The organism is Devosia pacifica (assembly GCF_014652635.1).
Taxonomy (GTDB): Bacteria; Pseudomonadota; Alphaproteobacteria; order Rhizobiales; family Devosiaceae; genus Devosia; species Devosia pacifica.
Genome location: NZ_BMZE01000002.1, coordinates 1,078,680 through 1,095,922, shown reverse-complemented (window position 1 = coordinate 1,095,922; position 17,243 = coordinate 1,078,680). Strand labels below are relative to the sequence as shown.

General features: G+C 58.6%; 19 protein-coding genes. 9 read left to right on the top strand and 10 right to left on the bottom strand.

Annotated elements, in window-relative coordinates; translation table 11 throughout:
* From IE127_RS12490 to IE127_RS12475, 4 genes are all read right to left on the bottom strand, one after another.
* Window positions 1-300 carry a GNAT family N-acetyltransferase gene (locus IE127_RS12490; RefSeq protein WP_189425980.1) on the bottom strand — a complete coding sequence of 100 codons (300 nt, stop codon included), beginning with the start codon at window positions 298-300 and terminating at the stop codon, window positions 1-3.
* A gap of 78 nt (window positions 301-378) precedes the next feature.
* Window positions 379-1,233, bottom strand: a complete 855-nt coding sequence (locus IE127_RS12485; RefSeq protein ID WP_189425979.1) for a fumarylacetoacetate hydrolase family protein — start codon at window positions 1,231-1,233, stop codon at window positions 379-381.
* A 103-nt stretch (window positions 1,234-1,336) separates the two neighbouring features.
* Window positions 1,337-1,774 carry an RbsD/FucU family protein gene (locus IE127_RS12480; protein ID WP_189425978.1) on the bottom strand — a complete coding sequence of 146 codons (438 nt, stop codon included), beginning with the start codon at window positions 1,772-1,774 and terminating at the stop codon, window positions 1,337-1,339.
* Window positions 1,775-1,797: 23 nt separating this feature from the next.
* On the bottom strand, window positions 1,798-2,553 hold the full coding sequence (locus IE127_RS12475; RefSeq protein WP_189425977.1) for a GntR family transcriptional regulator: 756 nt from the start codon (window positions 2,551-2,553) through the stop codon (window positions 1,798-1,800).
* Between the two features lie 115 nt (window positions 2,554-2,668).
* Between IE127_RS12475 and IE127_RS12470 the strand changes: the two genes are divergently transcribed.
* The 3 genes from IE127_RS12470 to IE127_RS12460 are packed head-to-tail and all read left to right on the top strand — an operon-like array spanning window position 2,669 to window position 5,960.
* Window positions 2,669-4,219 carry a UxaA family hydrolase gene (locus IE127_RS12470; RefSeq protein WP_189426122.1) on the top strand — a complete coding sequence of 517 codons (1,551 nt, stop codon included), beginning with the start codon at window positions 2,669-2,671 and terminating at the stop codon, window positions 4,217-4,219.
* Window positions 4,220-4,236: 17 nt separating this feature from the next.
* Window positions 4,237-4,512 (top strand): acylphosphatase, encoded by a 276-nt coding sequence (locus IE127_RS12465; RefSeq protein WP_189425976.1) that lies wholly within the window; start codon window positions 4,237-4,239, stop codon window positions 4,510-4,512.
* 53 nt (window positions 4,513-4,565) lie between these two features.
* A complete protein-coding gene (locus tag IE127_RS12460) occupies window positions 4,566-5,960 on the top strand; it encodes an L-serine ammonia-lyase (RefSeq protein WP_189425975.1) in 1,395 nt (464 codons plus the stop codon).
* A gap of 3 nt (window positions 5,961-5,963) precedes the next feature.
* On the opposite strand, the gene IE127_RS12455 is transcribed toward IE127_RS12460, so the two are convergent.
* Complete coding sequence (locus IE127_RS12455) at window positions 5,964-6,536, bottom strand: helix-turn-helix domain-containing protein (RefSeq protein ID WP_189425974.1); 573 nt, start codon at window positions 6,534-6,536, stop codon at window positions 5,964-5,966.
* 36 nt (window positions 6,537-6,572) lie between these two features.
* Between IE127_RS12455 and IE127_RS12450 the strand changes: the two genes are divergently transcribed.
* From IE127_RS12450 to IE127_RS12440, 3 genes are all read left to right on the top strand, one after another.
* A complete protein-coding gene (locus IE127_RS12450; RefSeq protein WP_189425973.1) occupies window positions 6,573-6,875 on the top strand; it encodes a hypothetical protein in 303 nt (100 codons plus the stop codon).
* A gap of 70 nt (window positions 6,876-6,945) precedes the next feature.
* A complete protein-coding gene (locus tag IE127_RS12445; protein ID WP_189425972.1) occupies window positions 6,946-7,704 on the top strand; it encodes a DeoR/GlpR family DNA-binding transcription regulator in 759 nt (252 codons plus the stop codon).
* Window positions 7,705-7,734: 30 nt separating this feature from the next.
* Window positions 7,735-8,016 carry a hypothetical protein gene (locus IE127_RS12440; protein WP_189425971.1) on the top strand — a complete coding sequence of 94 codons (282 nt, stop codon included), beginning with the start codon at window positions 7,735-7,737 and terminating at the stop codon, window positions 8,014-8,016.
* Window positions 8,017-8,058: 42 nt separating this feature from the next.
* On the opposite strand, the gene IE127_RS12435 is transcribed toward IE127_RS12440, so the two are convergent.
* The 3 genes from IE127_RS12435 to IE127_RS12425 all read right to left on the bottom strand — a co-directional run bounded on the left by IE127_RS12435 (window position 8,059) and on the right by IE127_RS12425 (window position 11,805).
* Window positions 8,059-9,345, bottom strand: coding sequence for a saccharopine dehydrogenase family protein (locus tag IE127_RS12435; protein WP_189425970.1), 1,287 nt, complete (start codon window positions 9,343-9,345; stop codon window positions 8,059-8,061).
* A 125-nt stretch (window positions 9,346-9,470) separates the two neighbouring features.
* Window positions 9,471-10,571, bottom strand: a complete 1,101-nt coding sequence (locus IE127_RS12430; RefSeq protein ID WP_189425969.1) for a carboxynorspermidine decarboxylase — start codon at window positions 10,569-10,571, stop codon at window positions 9,471-9,473.
* A gap of 289 nt (window positions 10,572-10,860) precedes the next feature.
* Entirely contained in the window at window positions 10,861-11,805 is a 945-nt protein-coding gene (locus IE127_RS12425) for an alpha/beta fold hydrolase (protein WP_189425968.1), read from the bottom strand.
* A gap of 134 nt (window positions 11,806-11,939) precedes the next feature.
* On the opposite strand from IE127_RS12425, the gene IE127_RS12420 reads away from it, so the two are divergent.
* Window positions 11,940-12,659: a helix-turn-helix transcriptional regulator gene (locus IE127_RS12420; RefSeq protein WP_189425967.1), complete on the top strand. Its 720-nt coding sequence runs from the start codon at window positions 11,940-11,942 to the stop codon at window positions 12,657-12,659.
* Window positions 12,660-13,197: 538 nt separating this feature from the next.
* Here IE127_RS12420 and IE127_RS12415 read toward each other — a convergent pair.
* Together IE127_RS12415 and IE127_RS12410 are read right to left on the bottom strand one after the other, a co-directional pair.
* The gene (locus IE127_RS12415; protein ID WP_189425966.1) at window positions 13,198-13,452 is read right to left on the bottom strand and encodes a hypothetical protein; all 255 of its coding nucleotides are present in this window, start codon (window positions 13,450-13,452) and stop codon (window positions 13,198-13,200) included.
* A gap of 49 nt (window positions 13,453-13,501) precedes the next feature.
* A complete protein-coding gene (locus IE127_RS12410) occupies window positions 13,502-13,708 on the bottom strand; it encodes a cold-shock protein (protein WP_189425965.1) in 207 nt (68 codons plus the stop codon).
* Between the two features lie 1,030 nt (window positions 13,709-14,738).
* On the opposite strand from IE127_RS12410, the gene IE127_RS19635 reads away from it, so the two are divergent.
* Window positions 14,739-15,716 carry a diguanylate cyclase domain-containing protein gene (locus IE127_RS19635; RefSeq protein WP_210310485.1) on the top strand — a complete coding sequence of 326 codons (978 nt, stop codon included), beginning with the start codon at window positions 14,739-14,741 and terminating at the stop codon, window positions 15,714-15,716.
* Between the two features lie 39 nt (window positions 15,717-15,755).
* The gene (locus IE127_RS19630) at window positions 15,756-16,676 is read left to right on the top strand and encodes a putative bifunctional diguanylate cyclase/phosphodiesterase (protein WP_210310483.1); all 921 of its coding nucleotides are present in this window, start codon (window positions 15,756-15,758) and stop codon (window positions 16,674-16,676) included.
* Window positions 16,677-17,243: the final 567 nt, after the last annotated feature.

The window sequence follows — 17,243 nt, the reverse complement described above, 5'->3', positions numbered from 1 at the left end:
CTAGCGTGCCAGCAGGTCGCCCCATTCGGGATGACGGCGAAATTGTACGGCGACATAGGGACAGCGGGGAATGATCGTGAACCCCTGCTCCCGCGCATCCTTTATCGAGGCTTCAACAAGCTGCAAGGCAACCCCCCGGCCCTCGTATTTCGGCGGGGTCAGCGTGTGGTCGATCGACATCACGCCTTCCGAGACCCAGCGATAGGTCATCTCCGCTTCATGATCAGGGTCGAGCGTCGCCCAATAGCGTCCGCCAGCTTCTTCGCGTGTGTGTTCGACAGTGACATCAAGTTTGCTCATGACACCCTCAGCGAGACGTTAACGGGACGTTAGCGTGGGAACAGCCTATGTGTTCCCACGCGACCTTCGACTAGACGCCTATTTTGCGGCGTATGCCACGACGGTCTGCTGCTGCTCGCCGAGCCCCTCGACCCCGAGGCGCATCACGTTGCCGGGCTTCAGCCACACCGGCTCCGGCTTGATCCCCATGCCGACCCCTGGAGGTGTGCCGGTGGTAATGATGTCACCCGGCTGCAAGCTCATGAACTGACTGATGTAGTGAACGAGGTGCTGAACCCCAAAGATCATCGTTTGTGTCGAGCCGTCCTGGTAGCGATGGCCATCGACCTCGAGCCACATCTTGAGATTCTGTGGATCCGCGACCTCATCGCGCGTCACCATCCAGGGCCCGATCGGACCGAACGTGTCCGCCGACTTGCCCTTGACCCACTGGCCACCGCGTTCGATCTGAAAGTGCCGCTCGGACAGATCGTTGACGACGCAATAGCCGGCCACATGCTCCATTGCATCGGCTTCCTCGACATTGCGCGCTTCCTTGCCGATGACGATGCCGAGTTCGACTTCCCAATCCGGTTTGATCGAATTTTTCGGGATCATCACTTCATCATTAGGGCCGCAGATTGCGCTGGTGGCCTTCATGAACAGGATCGGCTCCTTGGGAATATCCGCTCCGGTTTCAGCAGCGTGGTCTGCATAGTTGAGACCGATGCAGATGAACTTGCCGACAGAGCCGACGCACGGACCGATCCGCTGGCCTGCATCGAGTTCCGGCAGGCTCGACAAATCCGCGCCAGAGATACGCGACAGCCCATCGGGCGTCAGCACCTCTCCGGCGATATCATCGACTACGCCGCTCAGATCGCGGATCGTGCCATTATTGTCCAGTATCGCAGGCTTTTCGGCACCCTTGGCTCCGACGCGCAGCAGCTTCATTCGTCCATCTCCTCTAACATGTTAGTTGGTGCTATAGACCCGGCAGTCGCTTTGATAAAAGGCAGGCTTCGGCACAAGCGTCCACCATTTCAGCCATGCGGCATCATTTGTCGTCAGGCGAAATCACGCCCTTTTTCAGCAAAACGTTTCCGTAAAGTCGTGTTTCGCCAGTCTGGACAATGGCGTAGGCCGATCTGACGCGATCATAGAAGGCGAACCGCTCAATCGATCCGAGATCGAAACCAGTCTCATGGTGCGAGATGATCGACGAGAACTCTTCCATGATTGGCTCGACGCGATCGGGTTCACCGACCACCTGCATGCAAAAGGCGGCGTGCTCGACATAGCTGTCGAGCGGCATCAGGCCGAGAATGGCATCGAGGACATCGGTTGCAGATTGTCCGTCAAGGCGCACAAGCCGGGGTCCTGCGCTCTCGGCCGGGTAGTTCGCATCGACGATGGCAATCTCGTCGCCATGCCCCATGGCCCTCAGGATTTTCAGCAGATCGGGCGAAAGAATTGGCGGAATGCCTTTGAGCATAAGTGTCTCCTCGTGTCCCTCGATCAGCCGAAGGGAAATATGTCCTGCTCAGCAGTTGCAGCCAGTGTGTCGCCATCGGCGAAGAGCTGTGGTTGCTGGCGCGCGAAAGCAAACAACTCGACCATCACCGCATCGATATGCGCGCGCACCGCCTTCGAGGCGGCCGCGGCATCTCCCGCGAGAATGGCATCGAAGATTGCCTGATGTTCGGAAATGGTCACCGCGAGGCGCCGGGGCGTGATGATCAGCCGCCGCGCCCTGTCGAGATTGGCGCGCGCCGAGTCGATGATCGTTCGGATCTTCGAGAAATGCATGGTTCGAAACATGATGTCGTGAAAGTCGACATCGAGATAATGGAAGGTACCCGCATCGTCGTGCCGGGCAGCCTCGCGCTGATCGGCGATGTTGCGCTGAAGCGCCGCCACCAGATCCGGCTGATGGGTGCCGATGAGGACCCGCAGCGCCTCGCTCTCGAGCGCCTTGCGGATCAGCATGTATTCGCGCGCATCGGCAATCCGTACCAGCGATACGCGCGACCCGCGCTGCGGCAGGATATCGACGAGGCCCTCTGCGGACAGCCGTGCGAGAGCCTCGCTGACCGGGAACCGGGATACAGCGAGCTGGGTGCAGATCGCGTTCTTGTCGATGACCTCGCCGGGCGCAAGCGTCAGTTGTACGATCGCCTGACGCAGTGTCGCCGTCACGTCATTGGTGACATTGCCTCGCGCCATGGAGGCGGGACGCACAAGAAATTCATAAGGACCGGCTTCCGAATTCATGCTAACATGTTAGTTAGAGCCGTGATGATTGACAAGCTGCGCCGCCGCCCGCCGAGGATGATGGCAGGTGTGCGAAGCGTCAATCGAGTTGAGACACAGCGAAAGCTATTACACCATGTCCGAAACCATGACCCGCCCACAGCCGCGCACCCTGGTGCTGAGCGCCGAAGACAACGTCGCAGTGGCGCTTGCCAATCTTGATGTTGGCACCGAGACGCCCGAGGGGGTGACAACCAGCAAGCGCGTCCCGAAGGGCCACAAGTTTGCGACCCGCGCCATCGAGACCGGAAAGCCGGTGATCAAGTTCGGTCAGATCATCGGGTTTGCCACCACCGACATTCCGGCCGGCGAGTGGGTGCATGAGCACAATTGTGGGATGGGCATCGAGAACGGTGCCTTCGCCCGCGATTATGACTTCGGCGCCGCAGCCATTGCGCCACAAATGGTTCCGGAGACCGAGCGCCCGACATTCGAAGGGTTTCGGCGCAGCAACGGCAAGGTTGGTACCCGCAACTATGTCGGCATCCTGACATCCGTGAACTGCTCGGCGACCGTCGCTAAATTCATCGCAGACGCCGTCAACCGCTCGGGCATGCTTGACGAGTTTCCCGGCGTCGACGGTGTGGTGCCTTTCGTCCACGGCACAGGGTGCGGGATGGAAAGCAAGGGTGAGGGTTTCGACATCCTCAAGCGGACCCAGTGGGGCTATGCCACCAACCCGAATGTCGGCGCGGTGCTGCTTGTCGGGCTCGGCTGTGAAGTCTTCCAGATCGGCCGGATGAAAGAGATCTACAACATCACCGATTCCGAAACCTTCCAGACGATGACCATCCAGGAATCCGGGGGCACCCGAAAGAGCATCGAAAAGGGTCTCGAGCGCGTCCGCGAGATGCTGCATGTCGCCCAGCGCGCTCGCCGCGAAACCGTCTCGGCCAGCGAACTCACACTGGCTTTGCAGTGCGGCGGATCTGACGGGTATTCCGGCATTACCGCAAACCCGGCACTCGGGATTGCGGCAGATATTCTCGTGCGCAATGGCGGCACGGCAATTCTCTCTGAAACGCCAGAGATCTATGGCGCGGAGCATCTGTTGACCCGGCGTGCCATCTCACGCGAAGTCGGTGAAAAGCTGATCGAGCGGATTCACTGGTGGGAGGACTATACCGAGCGCAACAAGGGGGAAATGAACAACAATCCATCCCCAGGCAACAAGCTCGGCGGGCTGACGACAATCCTCGAAAAGTCGCTCGGCGCCGCTGCCAAGGGCGGCAGCACGCCGCTGACGGCTGTTTATGAATATGCCGAGCAGGTCACCGAAAAGGGTTTCGTATTCATGGATACACCCGGCTTCGACCCCGTATCAGCCACCGGGCAGGTTGCAGGCGGTGCAAACCTTCTGACCTTCAGCACCGGCCGCGGATCGGCCTATGGCTGCAAGCCCGTGCCCTCGATAAAGCTCGCAACCAATTCGGACATGTACGCGCGCATGAGCGAAGACATGGATGTGAATTGCGGCGACATCGTCGAAGGCGTTAGCATAGAGGACAAGGGCCGGGAGATATTCGAGCTACTGCTGCGGGTCGCTTCCGGTGAGAAGACCAAATCCGAGCTGCTGGGCTATGGCGACAATGAATTCGTCCCCTGGCAGGTTGGCGCGACCATGTAAGCCATGAGGAGCTCTCAATGCTCACAGCACATGTCTTCATCTCCGGCCGGGTCCAAGGTGTTGGCTATCGCGCCTGGATCAACGAGGAAGCACTCTCGCGTGGACTCGATGGCTGGGTTCGCAACCTTGCGGACGGACGCGTAGAGGCGATGTTTCACGGCGACCGCGAGAAGGTAGAAACCATGGTGGATGACTGCCGGATCGGTCCGCACGCAGCGGGCGTGAGTGGCGTCGTCAACCAGTGCTGGTCCGGAGACATCCCCACGGGGTTCTCGGTGCGTCCTACCGCATGAGCGTTTTGCGCGCTTCAGCTTGCAGTTGAACGCGCCACGGTCCAAGGTTACGCATGTTCCTGTCGGTCTTCGACATCTTCAAAATTGGTATCGGCCCTTCGAGCTCCCACACGATGGGACCGATGAGTGCCGCGAACCGGTTTCTCGACGAACTCAAGAGCGGTGACTATCCTCGCGCCCGCAACGCACGCCCCACCGCGCTTACGGCCAGCCTGCACGGCTCGCTGGCGTTTACAGGCGTAGGGCACGGCACCGGCCGCGCGGTCATCCTCGGCCTTTGTGGTGAAGCGCCCGACACCATAGATCCCGATACGATGGACGCGCGCGTCGCACAGGTCGAGGCGAGTGGCACAGTGTCGCCGCCCGGCCATCCTAGCTATCGGTTTCGCCCGGTGCGCGATTTGGTCTTCGACAAGCAGCACCCTCTGCCCGGCCACCCCAATGGGCTGCAGTTCAGTGCCTTCGATGCCGACGGCCAGCTGCTGCTGCGCCGCGTCTATTATTCTGTCGGCGGCGGCTTCGTTGTTTCCGAAGCAGAGCTCGAGGCGTTCAAGACTGCCTCTCCTGCCGATGCCGATGTCCCCTACCCGTTCGCCGATGCCGCCAGCATGCTCGACATGGCGCACCAGTCCGGTCTCTCGATCGCCGCGATGAAGCGAGCCAACGAGGATGCTGCCTTGAGCAGTGCCGGATTTGACAGGCGCATCGATGAGATCTGGGAGGCCATGGACTCCTGCATCGAGCGGGGTCTCGAGCGCGATGGCATCATGCCGGGCGGCCTCAACGTCAGGCGCCGGGCTAAGGCCATTCACGAGAGTCTCCTCGAAAAATGGCAGCGCAACGATGTCGACCCGCTGATGGCCAATGACTGGCTGAGCGTCTTCGCGATGGCGGTGAACGAAGAGAACGCCGCTGGTAGCCGCGTCGTTACCGCCCCGACCAACGGCGCCGCCGGCGTCATTCCCGCAGTCATCAAGTATTATCTGAAATTCACATCCGGCGCCGGCGCGGCCGATACCCGCAACTTTCTGCTGACGGCCGCCGCGATTGGCGGGATCATCAAGCATCGTGCCTCGATCTCGGGCGCAGAAGTGGGATGCCAGGGAGAGGTCGGATCGGCGTCTGCAATGGCGGCCGCCGGGCTGTGTGCGGTGATGGGTGGCACCCCGGCACAGATCGAGAATGCGGCGGAGATCGCCCTCGAACACCATATGGGGATGACCTGCGATCCTGTGGCCGGCCTTGTCCAGATACCATGCATCGAGCGCAACGCTTTTGGCGCGGTGAAGGCCGTCACAGCCGCGTCCCTCGCACTCAAAGGCGATGGCACCCATGCCATGCCGCTCGACAACTGTATCGAGGCGATGCGCCAGACAGGTCTCGACATGTCGGACCGCTACAAAGAGACCAGCCGCGGCGGACTGGCCGTCAACTTTCCGGATTGCTGAGCGCTATTTCGTCTGCAGCACCACCACTGCATAAGTGCACGGCGCATCACTCTCATTGCGAAAGACACAATCCTGCGGTGGCCCGAGCTCGAGACAGTCGCCACTGTCCAAGACGTGACGGGTCTCGCCTTCGCAGAATACGAGCTGGCCCTGCAGCACCCAGATCAGCTGGCGTATGAAGGCGTAGGAAGCGGCTGGCGCACTGACAGTGGCGCCCGCCGGAAGCTCGACCCGCACAAGATCGACCGGCATGTCCGAGATTGGTGATACCTGCCGACGCACATATCCGGATTGTGGGTCCCGCCAGCGGGGCTGATCCGTTTCGCGCAACAACAATCCGGACGGCGCCAATTCTGCGCGCGCGATCAGGCGCGACATGCTCAGTGAGAAGGCGCCGGACAGCTTCATGAGCAGCGCGGCTGTCGGGCTGCTGTCGCCCCGCTCGATCTTGTGAATCATCGCCTTCGAGACCCCTGAGCGCGCAGCGAGTTCGGCAAGCGACCAGCCCCGGGCATGCCGCTCGATGCGAATGCGCTCTCCTAGCCGAGCATCTTGGTTGTCTTCTATAGTGTCCATATGTACCATTATAGCAGACGAACGCTTGGGCATACAATGACACGCTTCACGCCAGATATACGTGCAGGGCTTGGCCATAATGGCGGCCCGCCGCTCGACGAGCCTGCCCACGAATGGGGCAATGGACCTGTCGGCACCTATTTCGAGTGGAAAGCCACACGTATAGCCGCCCGGAAATTCCCTGCAGATATAGCTATACGATATGCGCGCAAGGCCGACAGCCTCGGATTGAGCTATGACGAATACGTCCTTGAATTGCTCGAACGCGGGCGGCACCTGCAGGCATCGGACATTTCGCGAATCCTTGAGATCAAGGCCAGACGTCCGATCCGCTACTAGCTGAGCCTTCTGCACTTTCCACGCGCACCTGACACCGCTAGAGTTTGGGAGCCTCAACCCAAAGCGTCAGATGTCCATCAATCGCCAAGCTGAAATCCTGTTGCTTGCTCGCCATCAGGGCCAGGTGGAAGTCGATGCATTATCGCGCAAGTTCGGCGTCAGCGTTCAAACAATCCGCAAGGATCTTGCGGATTTGTGTGAGACCGGCCAGTTGCGGCGCGTTCACGGTGGGGCCGTATATCCTTCGAGCGTCGAAAACCTCGAATACGAGGCACGCCGGCAGCTCGCGGCGGAGCAGAAGACCGAAATCGGCAAGGCGGCGGCGGCGTTGATCCCGGAGGGCGCGTCGGTTTTCGTCAATATCGGCACGACGACCGAAGCGGTCAGTCAGGCTCTGAGCGAACACAAGACGCTGATGGTGATCACCAACAACATCAATGTGGCGAACCGCATGCGCATCCAGTCCGGCATGGAGGTCGTCATCGCGGGGGGCGTTGTGCGCGCATCTGATGGCGGCATCGTGGGAGAGGCAGCCGTCGATTTTTTCAGGCAGTTCAAGGCCGATTACGCCATCATCGGCGCCTCTGCACTCGACACGGAAGGCGCGCTGCTCGATTACGATTTCAGAGAGGTGAAGGTCGCGCAGGCCATCATCGCCAATGCGCGCCATGTGATCCTTGTTGCGGATTCGAGCAAATTCGAACGCAGCGCGCCAGTGCGCATTGCTCGCATGGAGCAGATCAATACGTTCGTGACCGACAGATGCCCTGCTCAGATTGCCCAGTTATGCAGTGAACACGACGTACGCCTGATCGAGACCAGTGTTTAAACGATCGCAAGTTTCGGGAGCCAGAACGCGATGATCGAGATAACCCAGTCCGAAGGGGCCGACCCGATGGTCTTTAGCGTTACACTCGACGGAGAATCCACCCAGACGCATCACCGGGTGACACTGTCGAGAGCCGATGCTGAACGGCTCGGTGCTGGCAAGGCGGCGCCGGTCGATTGCGTTGAGGCCGCGTTCCGCTTTTTACTGGACCGGGAGCCGCCTGGGGCAATTCTCGAGCGCTTCGACATCAGCGATATCTCACGCTACTTCCCAGATTTCGAGCAGCAGTTCCCCAGCTACGTCTCGCGCTAGCGACCAAAAAGATGGGCCCGGCGCTTGGCCGGGCCCATCAGGTCAGTGCGCCATTGCAAGCTTCGCCTTGGCGGCGGCTGGCTCGGGCGTTTCGATCGTGAGCGCACGATCACCGTTTTCGTCACGAATGCGGGTCGGCAGGCCCATGCCGTCCAGTAACTCGATGAATGGCTGCGGCGTCAGTTCCTCGATGTTCGCCATACGCTTGACGTCCCACTTGCCGTTGGCGATGAGCAGTGCCGCCGCCACTGGTGGGACACCTGCGGTGTAGGAAATCGCCTGACTGCCGACTTCACCGTAGGATTCTTCGTGATCGGCGACGTTGTAGATGAACACTTCACGCTCAACGCCGTCCTTAGTGCCCTTCACCAGATCACCGATGCAGGTCTTGCCGGAATAGTCCGGAGCCAGCGATGATGGATCAGGAAGCACGGCCTTCACGACCTTGAGTGGCACAACTTCCTGGCCCTCGGCAGTCGTGATCGGCTGCTCGGACAGAAGACCGAGATTTTTCAGCACCGTAAAGACGTTGATGTAGCGCTCGCCGAAGCCCATCCAGAACCGGATATTGGGCACGTCGAGATTTTTCGAAAGCGAATGAATCTCGTCGTGGCCGGTCATGTAGGTGGTCTGCTCGCCAACGACCGGAAGGTCGTCGGTGCGCTTGACCTCGAACATCTGGTTCTGCGTCCATTGCCGGTCCTGCCAGCTCCAGACACGCCCCGTGAACTCGCGGAAGTTGATCTCCGGGTCGAAGTTCGTCGCGAAGTACTTGCCGTGGCTGCCCGCATTGACATCGATGATGTCAATCGACTCGATCGTGTCGAAATACTGCTCTGCCGCAAGCGCGGCATAGGAGTTGACGACGCCCGGATCAAAACCGGCACCGAGAATGGCGGTGATCCCGCGTTTCTCGCAAAGCTCGGCCCGCTTCCACTCATAATTGCCGTACCAGGGCGGCGTTTCGCAGATCTTTTTCGGATCTTCATGGATCGCGGTGTCAATATAGGCAGCGCCGGTCTGCATGCAGGCCTCAAGGACCGACATGTTGATGAAAGCCGAACCGACATTGATGACGATCTGCGCCCGCGTCTTCTCGATCAGGGCCTTGGTGGCTGCGATATCGAGCGCGTCGAGCTGGTGTGCTTGCAGCACGCCAGGCATCTTCAGCGACCGTTTTTCGAGCACGCTCTGAACGATCTGGTGGCACTTATCGACGGTGCGCGAGGCAATATGGATATCACCCAGCGCATCGTTGCTCATTGCGGCCTTATGGGCGACGACCTGCGCGACACCCCCGGCCCCGATAATCAGGACATTTTTTTTCACTTCGCACGAAACACCTTTTAACAGCACGATCGACAAGTCGGGTTCCAACCTTGCCTTCTGATCGCGCGACAATCGGAACTGGCGCCTGAGCGGCTCCAGCAGCGGTTGCGTCTACGCCGCCTCCATCAGGAGAGGCTCGCGACGTAGTCGTCGAATGTAAACTGTCTCATCAGTTCCACCCGACCATCCAGCTGCCGTACGGCGATTGACGGCATGCGGACTCCGTTGAACCAGTTCTTTTTCACCATCGTGTAGCCAGCGGCATCTGCAATGGAAATGCGATCGCCGGGCTTCAGTTCGGTCTCGAACCGGAATTCTCCAAAAATGTCTCCGGCAAGACAGGACTTGCCGCAGACCATGTATTCGTGCGCGCCAGCGTTCGGATGCAGCTTCGCGCTTTCGCGATAAATCAGCAGATCGAGCATATGCGCCTCGATCGAGGAGTCGACGATCGCCAGATCCTTGCCGTTGTTGAGCGTATCGAGGACAGTGACCTCGAGCGTCGTCGACTTGGTTACCGCAGCCTCGCCGGGCTCGAGATAGACCGTCACGCCATAGCGCTCGCCGAACGCCCTGAGCCGATCGGCCAGCGCGTCGAGCGGATAGCCCTCGCCGGTGAAGTGAATGCCGCCGCCAAGGCTGATCCAGTCAAGCCGCTCCATCAGGTGCCCGAACCGCTCCTCGATCGTATCGAGGATGTCTGAGAAGCTGTCGAAATCGGCGTTCTCGCAATTGCAGTGGAACATGAAGCCACTGATCTGGTCGATCACCGTATCGATGCGCTCGACATCCCACTCGCCCAGCCGGCTATAGGGCCGCGCCGGATCGGCTATGATGAAGCTGGAATAGCTGATCTGCGGATTGACCCGCAGTCCGCGCACATGGGTGGCGCTCTTGTCCGCGAACCGCGTCAACTGCCCGATGGAGTTGAAGATGATCTTGTCGGAATTGGCCAGAACCTCATCGATCTCATCATCGGCATAGGCCACGGAATAGGCGTGCGTCTCACCCGCGAATTTCTCGCGGCCAAGCCTGACTTCGAAAAGTGAGGAAGAGGTCGTACCATCCATGTGTTCGGCCATCAGGTCGAACACACTCCAGGTCGCAAAGCATTTGAGGGCCAGCAGGCATTTCACGCCCGAGCGTTGACGCAAATACGATATTTTCTCGAGATTCTTGAGGAGTATCGACTTGTCGACAAGATAATAGGGCGTAGCTAGCGTCAATCTTTGCGCTCGAACCTCCGTGGGACAACCCGTGTCGCATAGCAAATGGCGCCGTCAGCTTTTTGACCGAACAGGCGCGGAGCCCGCAGACATATAGGCGACGAATGTCATTCTCAAGGGATAGGCCAAGATTTTTTGCCGCAGCACTGTCGCATCAAGCGGGAATGGAACAGTAAGAGTGCATCACGGACTGGTTGGCCCGCGGAAGTGTGGGGCCCCGGCAGACCGCGTCACAGAAAGTCCTCGCCCGTCAGCGTCCGCCAGATTCTCGTGAAGGGCAGCAGTGAGATCAGCCGGAAGTCTCCTGCGCCAACCAGGTCAGGATGACGCGGTTCGTTTCGTGCGGCATTTCTTCCTGTATCCAGTGACCGCAATCGAGGCTGACAATATCGGCGTTGGGCACGAAGTCTGCGAGCTTTTCAAACTTCGGGATGACATCGCGGTCGCCATAGATCATGAGCGCGGGATGGCGAATGATCGGATCGGCCGCGGCCAGCCTGTGCCAGTTGCGGTCGAGGTTTCTGTACCAGTTGATGCTTGCCGTGAAGCCGGTCTTCTCGAATGCGGAAACGAAGACGGCAAGCTCGCTGTCAGGCATCACCGGCTCCCCTAGCGGCTCTTTCGCCCGAGCCAGATTAATCATCGCCATGCCGGGCTCGGGCGGCTGAGGCGGCAGGTTCTTCCGGTAAAGGTTGCGCAAAAAGCGAAATACGTTCTCGTCCAGCACTGCCTCCGCAACCCCCGGCTGCCGATTGAAGTGAACGAAGTAATAGTCACCGCCCAGCAGCATCTCGAGGAGTTCGATCCACGGAGTCTCGCCCCGCTCCTGATAGGGCAGGCTCAAATTGACGATCTTGGCGACCCGTTCGGGATGTAAAAGCGTCAGGCCCCAGACGACCATCGCGCCCCAATCATGGCCAACGAAAGCCGCGTCTCGATATCCATAGTGGTCAAGCAGTGCGACGAGATCACCGGCGAGGTGCTCGATGTCATATTGGGCTACCTCAGTAGGACTGGACGAGTTTCCGTAGCCGCGTTGATTGGGCGCGATGACGTGATATCCAGCATCGACCAGCGCGGGAATCTGATGCCGCCAGGAATACGCCAGTTCGGGCCAGCCATGGCAGAGCACGATCGGGTTTCCTGCATTCTCGCGGCCTGCTTCAAACACCTCGAGGTTTACGCCGTTGACGGCGATGAGGGTGGGCTCGGGGAAATCGGTCGGGGTCTTCATTGTCTTTCCTTGTCTCTTTGCGGAGAGAGCAAAGCGCTTGTCATTGGCATTGCACTGTCCCGCCTATCGGGGCAAAGCCTTGACTAAGGAGTAATGGTGCCAAAAACTGGCACTGTTCCGCGATAGGGTGTGAGATGAACATCCGCCTTCGACATGAAGCCATAGTGCGTATCCTGCGCCGCACCGGCAGCGCGACAATTGCACAGCTCGCACAAGACGTCGGCGCCTCGCGACGCACGCTGTTGCGCGATATCAGCGCTCTGCGCGACCAAGGCTTCGTTATTCACTCCGAGCCGGGGCGCGGGGGTGGGCTTCAATTGGATCCACGCTCGGTCCAGACGACAGCGCGACTCTCGGTCGCCGAGATCTTCGCCCTGCTGATCAGCGTCGCGTCAATGCGAGCCGTGGGCACCCTGCCCTTCGCCGAGCTTGCAAATTCTGGCCTTGCCAAGCTCGAAAAAGCTCTGCCGCCCGATCGGGTGCGGGATCTGCGCAAAGTTCTCGATTGTCTCTTTGTCGGGCAATTATCCCCGCTTGTGGACATATCGGACATGAAGCCTGTGGAGGCTGCGCTGCTGCCAGCGTTTGAAACAGCGTTTCTCAAGCAGTTCTGCCTGAACTTTCTCTACCGCGACAGAAAAGGCGCGTTGACAAGCAGGACAGTCGAGCCCCAAGCCATGCTCATACTGCCACCGGTTTGGTACCTGGTGGCATGGGATCCGGCGCGTGAAGACTTCCGCCATTTTCGGATGGACCGTATCAGCGAACCGAAATGTGTTGAGGGCGCATCCTTTCGCCGTCGGAATGTGCCATTCGCCGATGACGTCTCCTCGATCCACGATCTATCGCGCTGACCAAACTCTTCTTCGTGGGGATGCTTGTGCCTGCACAAAGTCAGACTGGTGCATAGCTCTTCGCCAAGAGTCGGCGTTTCACTAGCCGATCTGATGCTGCGCCGTTGAATAGTGCAGACCACCCGATAGGATCGGGAAACAAAAAAACCCGCAAGCCTTTGGCTCACGGGCGGGCATCTTCTTGGCCATCGCTAGCAGCCAACGATTGGTTGCGGGGCGCGTAGCAACCGAGGACCTACATGGATATGCACGGCATGGCGTGTGGCATTCTTCCGGGGCAAGTTCAAAGGTTGCCCTATTCAGCGCGACTGCCGCCTTAAAGGATAGTCCGCAGAATAATATAAAGCCCGGATCGCTTCCCCCTCATGTCTTATGTAGTCGTTTTCGATGGATGTCGAACGCAACGCAATTGACGACAGTTCTTCGACTGCGAAGCGGACCGCTTCAGCAGTGGATGGAAACCGTTTGTACCGACTTCCGCGGGGTCTGAGTTCAGCGCTGGAATACAGGTCCGCCGGTGTCGACCAGTCCATCGTGCTCATCGCTTGACGACGGCGATCTTGAAGGCGGCCTCCGCCTCAAAAACATGAGACTTCATAACATCGGTCGGGGACAGGTCGACCTCCTCAACAACGCGCTCGACGGTCTCGCTACTTGAGCGCACGCGATAGAGGATGGGTCCCTTGTCGTGGGGAAGGCAGAAAATGACCTCGCATGGCCCGGAGGGCCTATTGCTTTGTCGTGACGCGGAACGTAGGGCCAGAATTTGGCCGGCTTTGAAACGATGCTGCATGCTCGGCTCCTTGTTTGGAAGAGAGCGCAGAGAGCGCTCTCTTTATGGTTCAGGCCAGCTGCAGATTGATGGCAGACTCGCGGCCGTCGCGACCGTTCTCGAGATCGTAGCTGACCTTTTGGCCATCCCCCAGACCAGCTATGCCAGCGCGCTCCAGTGCGGTCACATGGACAAACGCGTCGCGACCGCCCTCGTCGGGCGTAATGAAGCCGAAGCCTTTGGTTGAATTGTAAAATTTGACGGTGCCGGTATTCATCCTGGCGCCCTTCCATATTCGCTCGAAGCAAGGCAAACGAGCATGTTTCCTCCCAGCAGAATGCTGCGGAGGCCTAAGACGTTTGCAAATTGCAGGAAAAAGCCAAGCACCGGAAATACCGGCTGGATGAGTTCAGCCAACAGAGGCAGTAAACGTATTACAACGTTCTACCACAATTGCGTTGGATTTAAGGCGCGTTACGCCAACCGATGTTTATCCTTAGCCTAAAGCCACGACATTGCTGGATGCGAGGCAGGATATTCAGGTATTGTTCGCCGATGTAGATATGACTGGATCCATGGGGCTTCAAGCTGGCGGCCGCCGTGCGAGATAGGTGACCACCGATCAGGATCATTGTGACCTCGGGACATCTCGAGGTGCAAGTGGCCGTAACACCATTCGGAGAGCGCTTCTTCAGCAAGCCGTATTCGGCTTTGCGGCAGTCGTACGAGAACCGGTTGCCTCATATACCCGTTAACGCGCCAGAGAAGGACCATTGCCGGACAGGCCCTTGCAGGAGAGAGCGACGTATAAATGTCTGCTCGTTGGTAAGTCTGTGGGGAATCGAAATGACCGAAGCGGGGCCGCGAACTGCCACGCAATTATCAGCGCGCAACGATTTCGCTGCATTTTTCCAAGAATTGGTTGCGGGGGCGCACAGCAACCAAGGACCTACATGGATAGGCGCGGCATGACATGTCGGCGTGCGGTCGCCATGAGGTGGCTTCCTGCAAGTCTGATTTTATCCTCGGCTTGGGCCTAGCTGACCCGCTGCCGATGATAAGCTATGCCGATAAGGCACTGACCGCACCGGCTGTTCAGCTCGATCGAACCAAGACCGGTTTGCTTCACGCTTAAGATCGCCGCTCACACGAACTGACTGCACAATAGGGCTGTCGGTACGGGCAAAAGCCCATTTGCCGCGTTAGCTTTCAGGCGATCGTCGAAGTTCAACTGCCCAAGGATCGATAGGTTAGGCAGCCGTTTACGTCTCATCGTTAGATGTACTCGCTTGAAGACGGACGTGTGCATGCGATCACCAACTCAAAGCATCGAGAAGTATGGGATAGCAGGAGTGCTGTTCGGCGCATGTTTTCCCGCGATAGCTCTCCTCATCGACCATTGGTCGCTGGGCATGGAAAAATTCGAGCCGGGCTGGCTGATTTCCAACAACCCCCTCCATTTCGTAATTCTGCTCGCTCCGATAGTCCTTGGCGGGGTTTTTGCTGTTCTTGGCGCGGAACGCGATCGCAGCGTTCTTGCCGCCGAACAAAGCCACGCTCGTGACCATGAGTATCGGCTCATAGTGGAAGGTGTCACCGACCACGCCATCTACATGCTCGATGTTATGGGAAATATTCGCACATGGAACGCCGGCGCCGCGCGCCTGAAGGGGTATTGCGCGGACGAGGTTGTTGGTCAGCACTTCTCCATCTTTCTGGGAGCCGACGCTGCGACCACCGGCTCTGCACAAGCTGCCCTCACCACAGCGCTGGCGAACCGCAGGTTCGAGACAGAAGGATGGCGTTATCGGAAGGACGGAACACGATTCTGGGCTCAGGTATTGATCGAGCCGGTCTTCGGCCACCGCGGAGAACACGTGGGGTACGCGAAGATCACGCGGGATCGAACCGAGCAGAAGGCAGCGACCGACCGCATCCAACATTTGGCCGGGCATGATCCGCTGACGGGTCTTCCAAATCGGACCTTGCTTATAGACCGGCTCAATCTAGCACTCGACCTTTGCCAGGATGTGAAATCTCAACGACTGGCAGTCATTAATCTCGACCTCAATCGCTTCAAGGATATCAACGACACGCATGGCCACGCAGTTGGCGACAAGCTATTGCAGATCGTGGCTGATCGCTTGCGTCAAGCCTGCGCTGTTGGCGGTGGATTCGGTCGTTTTGGGGGCGATGAGTTTGTCGGCTTCTTCGAGTTCGAGAACGCTGACGAGCTCAGGCAGTACCTTTCCGCCCTAACCGAACGTCTGGCAGACAGGGCCTAGCTTGATGAAATCGAGATCCTGCCGCAGACGAGTATCGGGGTGTCAATCTTTCCAGATGATGGCGTGACGAGCGAGCGGTTGATCAGCAACGCTGACCTGGCGATGTATCGTGCCAAGGGCGCCAATGATGTCACCCCGAGCTTTTTCGAACAATCCATGGATGACGCTGCAAGAGAGCGGCGTGTTCTGGCCCATGAGATGCGGCGGGCTCTGGAGACTGGGCAGTTCTATCTGAATTTCCAGCAGCAGCACGCAGTGCGCAACAACGCCATTGTTGGATACGAGGCATTACTGCGTTGGCGACATCCGCAGAAAGGGCTGGTTCCCCCGGATGTATTCATCCCGATTGCCGAAGAGAGCGGCCTAATCTTGGATCTCGGCGCATGGGTCCTGCAGCAAGCCTGCGCAGAAGCTGTAACCTGGCAGGTGCATCAGAAGATCGCCGTCAATATTTCGCCGCTCCAACTCACCAATCCAACCCTAGTCGACAACGTCCGAGAAGCATTGCAGAAGTCGGGGCTCGATCCGTCGCAGCTAGAGCTTGAAGTGACGGAGACCGCTATCATATCCGACAGGGAGCGGGTCCTTCCGGTCCTTCAGCAACTGCACGGCCTCGGCGTCACCATTGCGATCGACGATTTCGGTACTGGCTACTCGTCGTTGGCTACGTTGAATTCGTTCTCCTTCGATCGAATTAAAGTGGATCGCAGCTTCGTTACCAATCTAGCTGAGAATTCACGAAGCCACTCTATGCTTCGCACGATTTTGGCGCTCGGAAAGAGCCTTCAGGTAAGTGTGCTGGTTGAGGGTGTGGAGACAGTCGACCAATTGACCATACTCGCTCAGGAAGGCTGCGCGGAGGTTCAAGGCTTCATCTATGGCCAGCCTGCCCCTCTTGCAGATCTATTGCATAGCGTTGGTTTGCCTCATGAGGAGGCATCTGCAAAAACCTCATCATGAATATCACCGAGGTGGGGTGCTTAGTGAAACGTTTCCTGGTCCTCTGAAGAGACTAGTAGCGTCCGCTTTTGTACTTCGTGAGAATGGACTTAACGTCCGCAATGGGGTCGTGATCTGCCACGGTGGCACGCCATAATGAGCGCACGACGGCTACGTGAAGATTGGTTGCGGCAGATTTGAACCCACCTGGCTAAGTATCTGATTTTGCTGAATTTATTGCACGATGCGAATGTCGCCGGAAGCTAACAAACTGATTTTGTTGAGTTTTTTTGAGGATTGGTTGCGGGGGCGCACAGCAACCAAGGACCTGCATGGATAGGCGCGGCCTGACGTTCGGGCGTGCGGCTAAACATGGGCTGGATTCAGACTGGCAGGCCTAAGGCGAGCCTATCAATCGAGGGCATAGGGCCAGGCGTTATGGACTGAGTGTCTCGATGACCCGTCACTCACCGACGACCCCATGGCTGCAACCAGTGAGCATACGCTAAAGCTCGCATCCAGCAAGCGGAGGCTTAGCCGCTAGCCCTTTCCGTTGCCGCCGCCATTGCCGTTGCCGCCGTTTCCGTT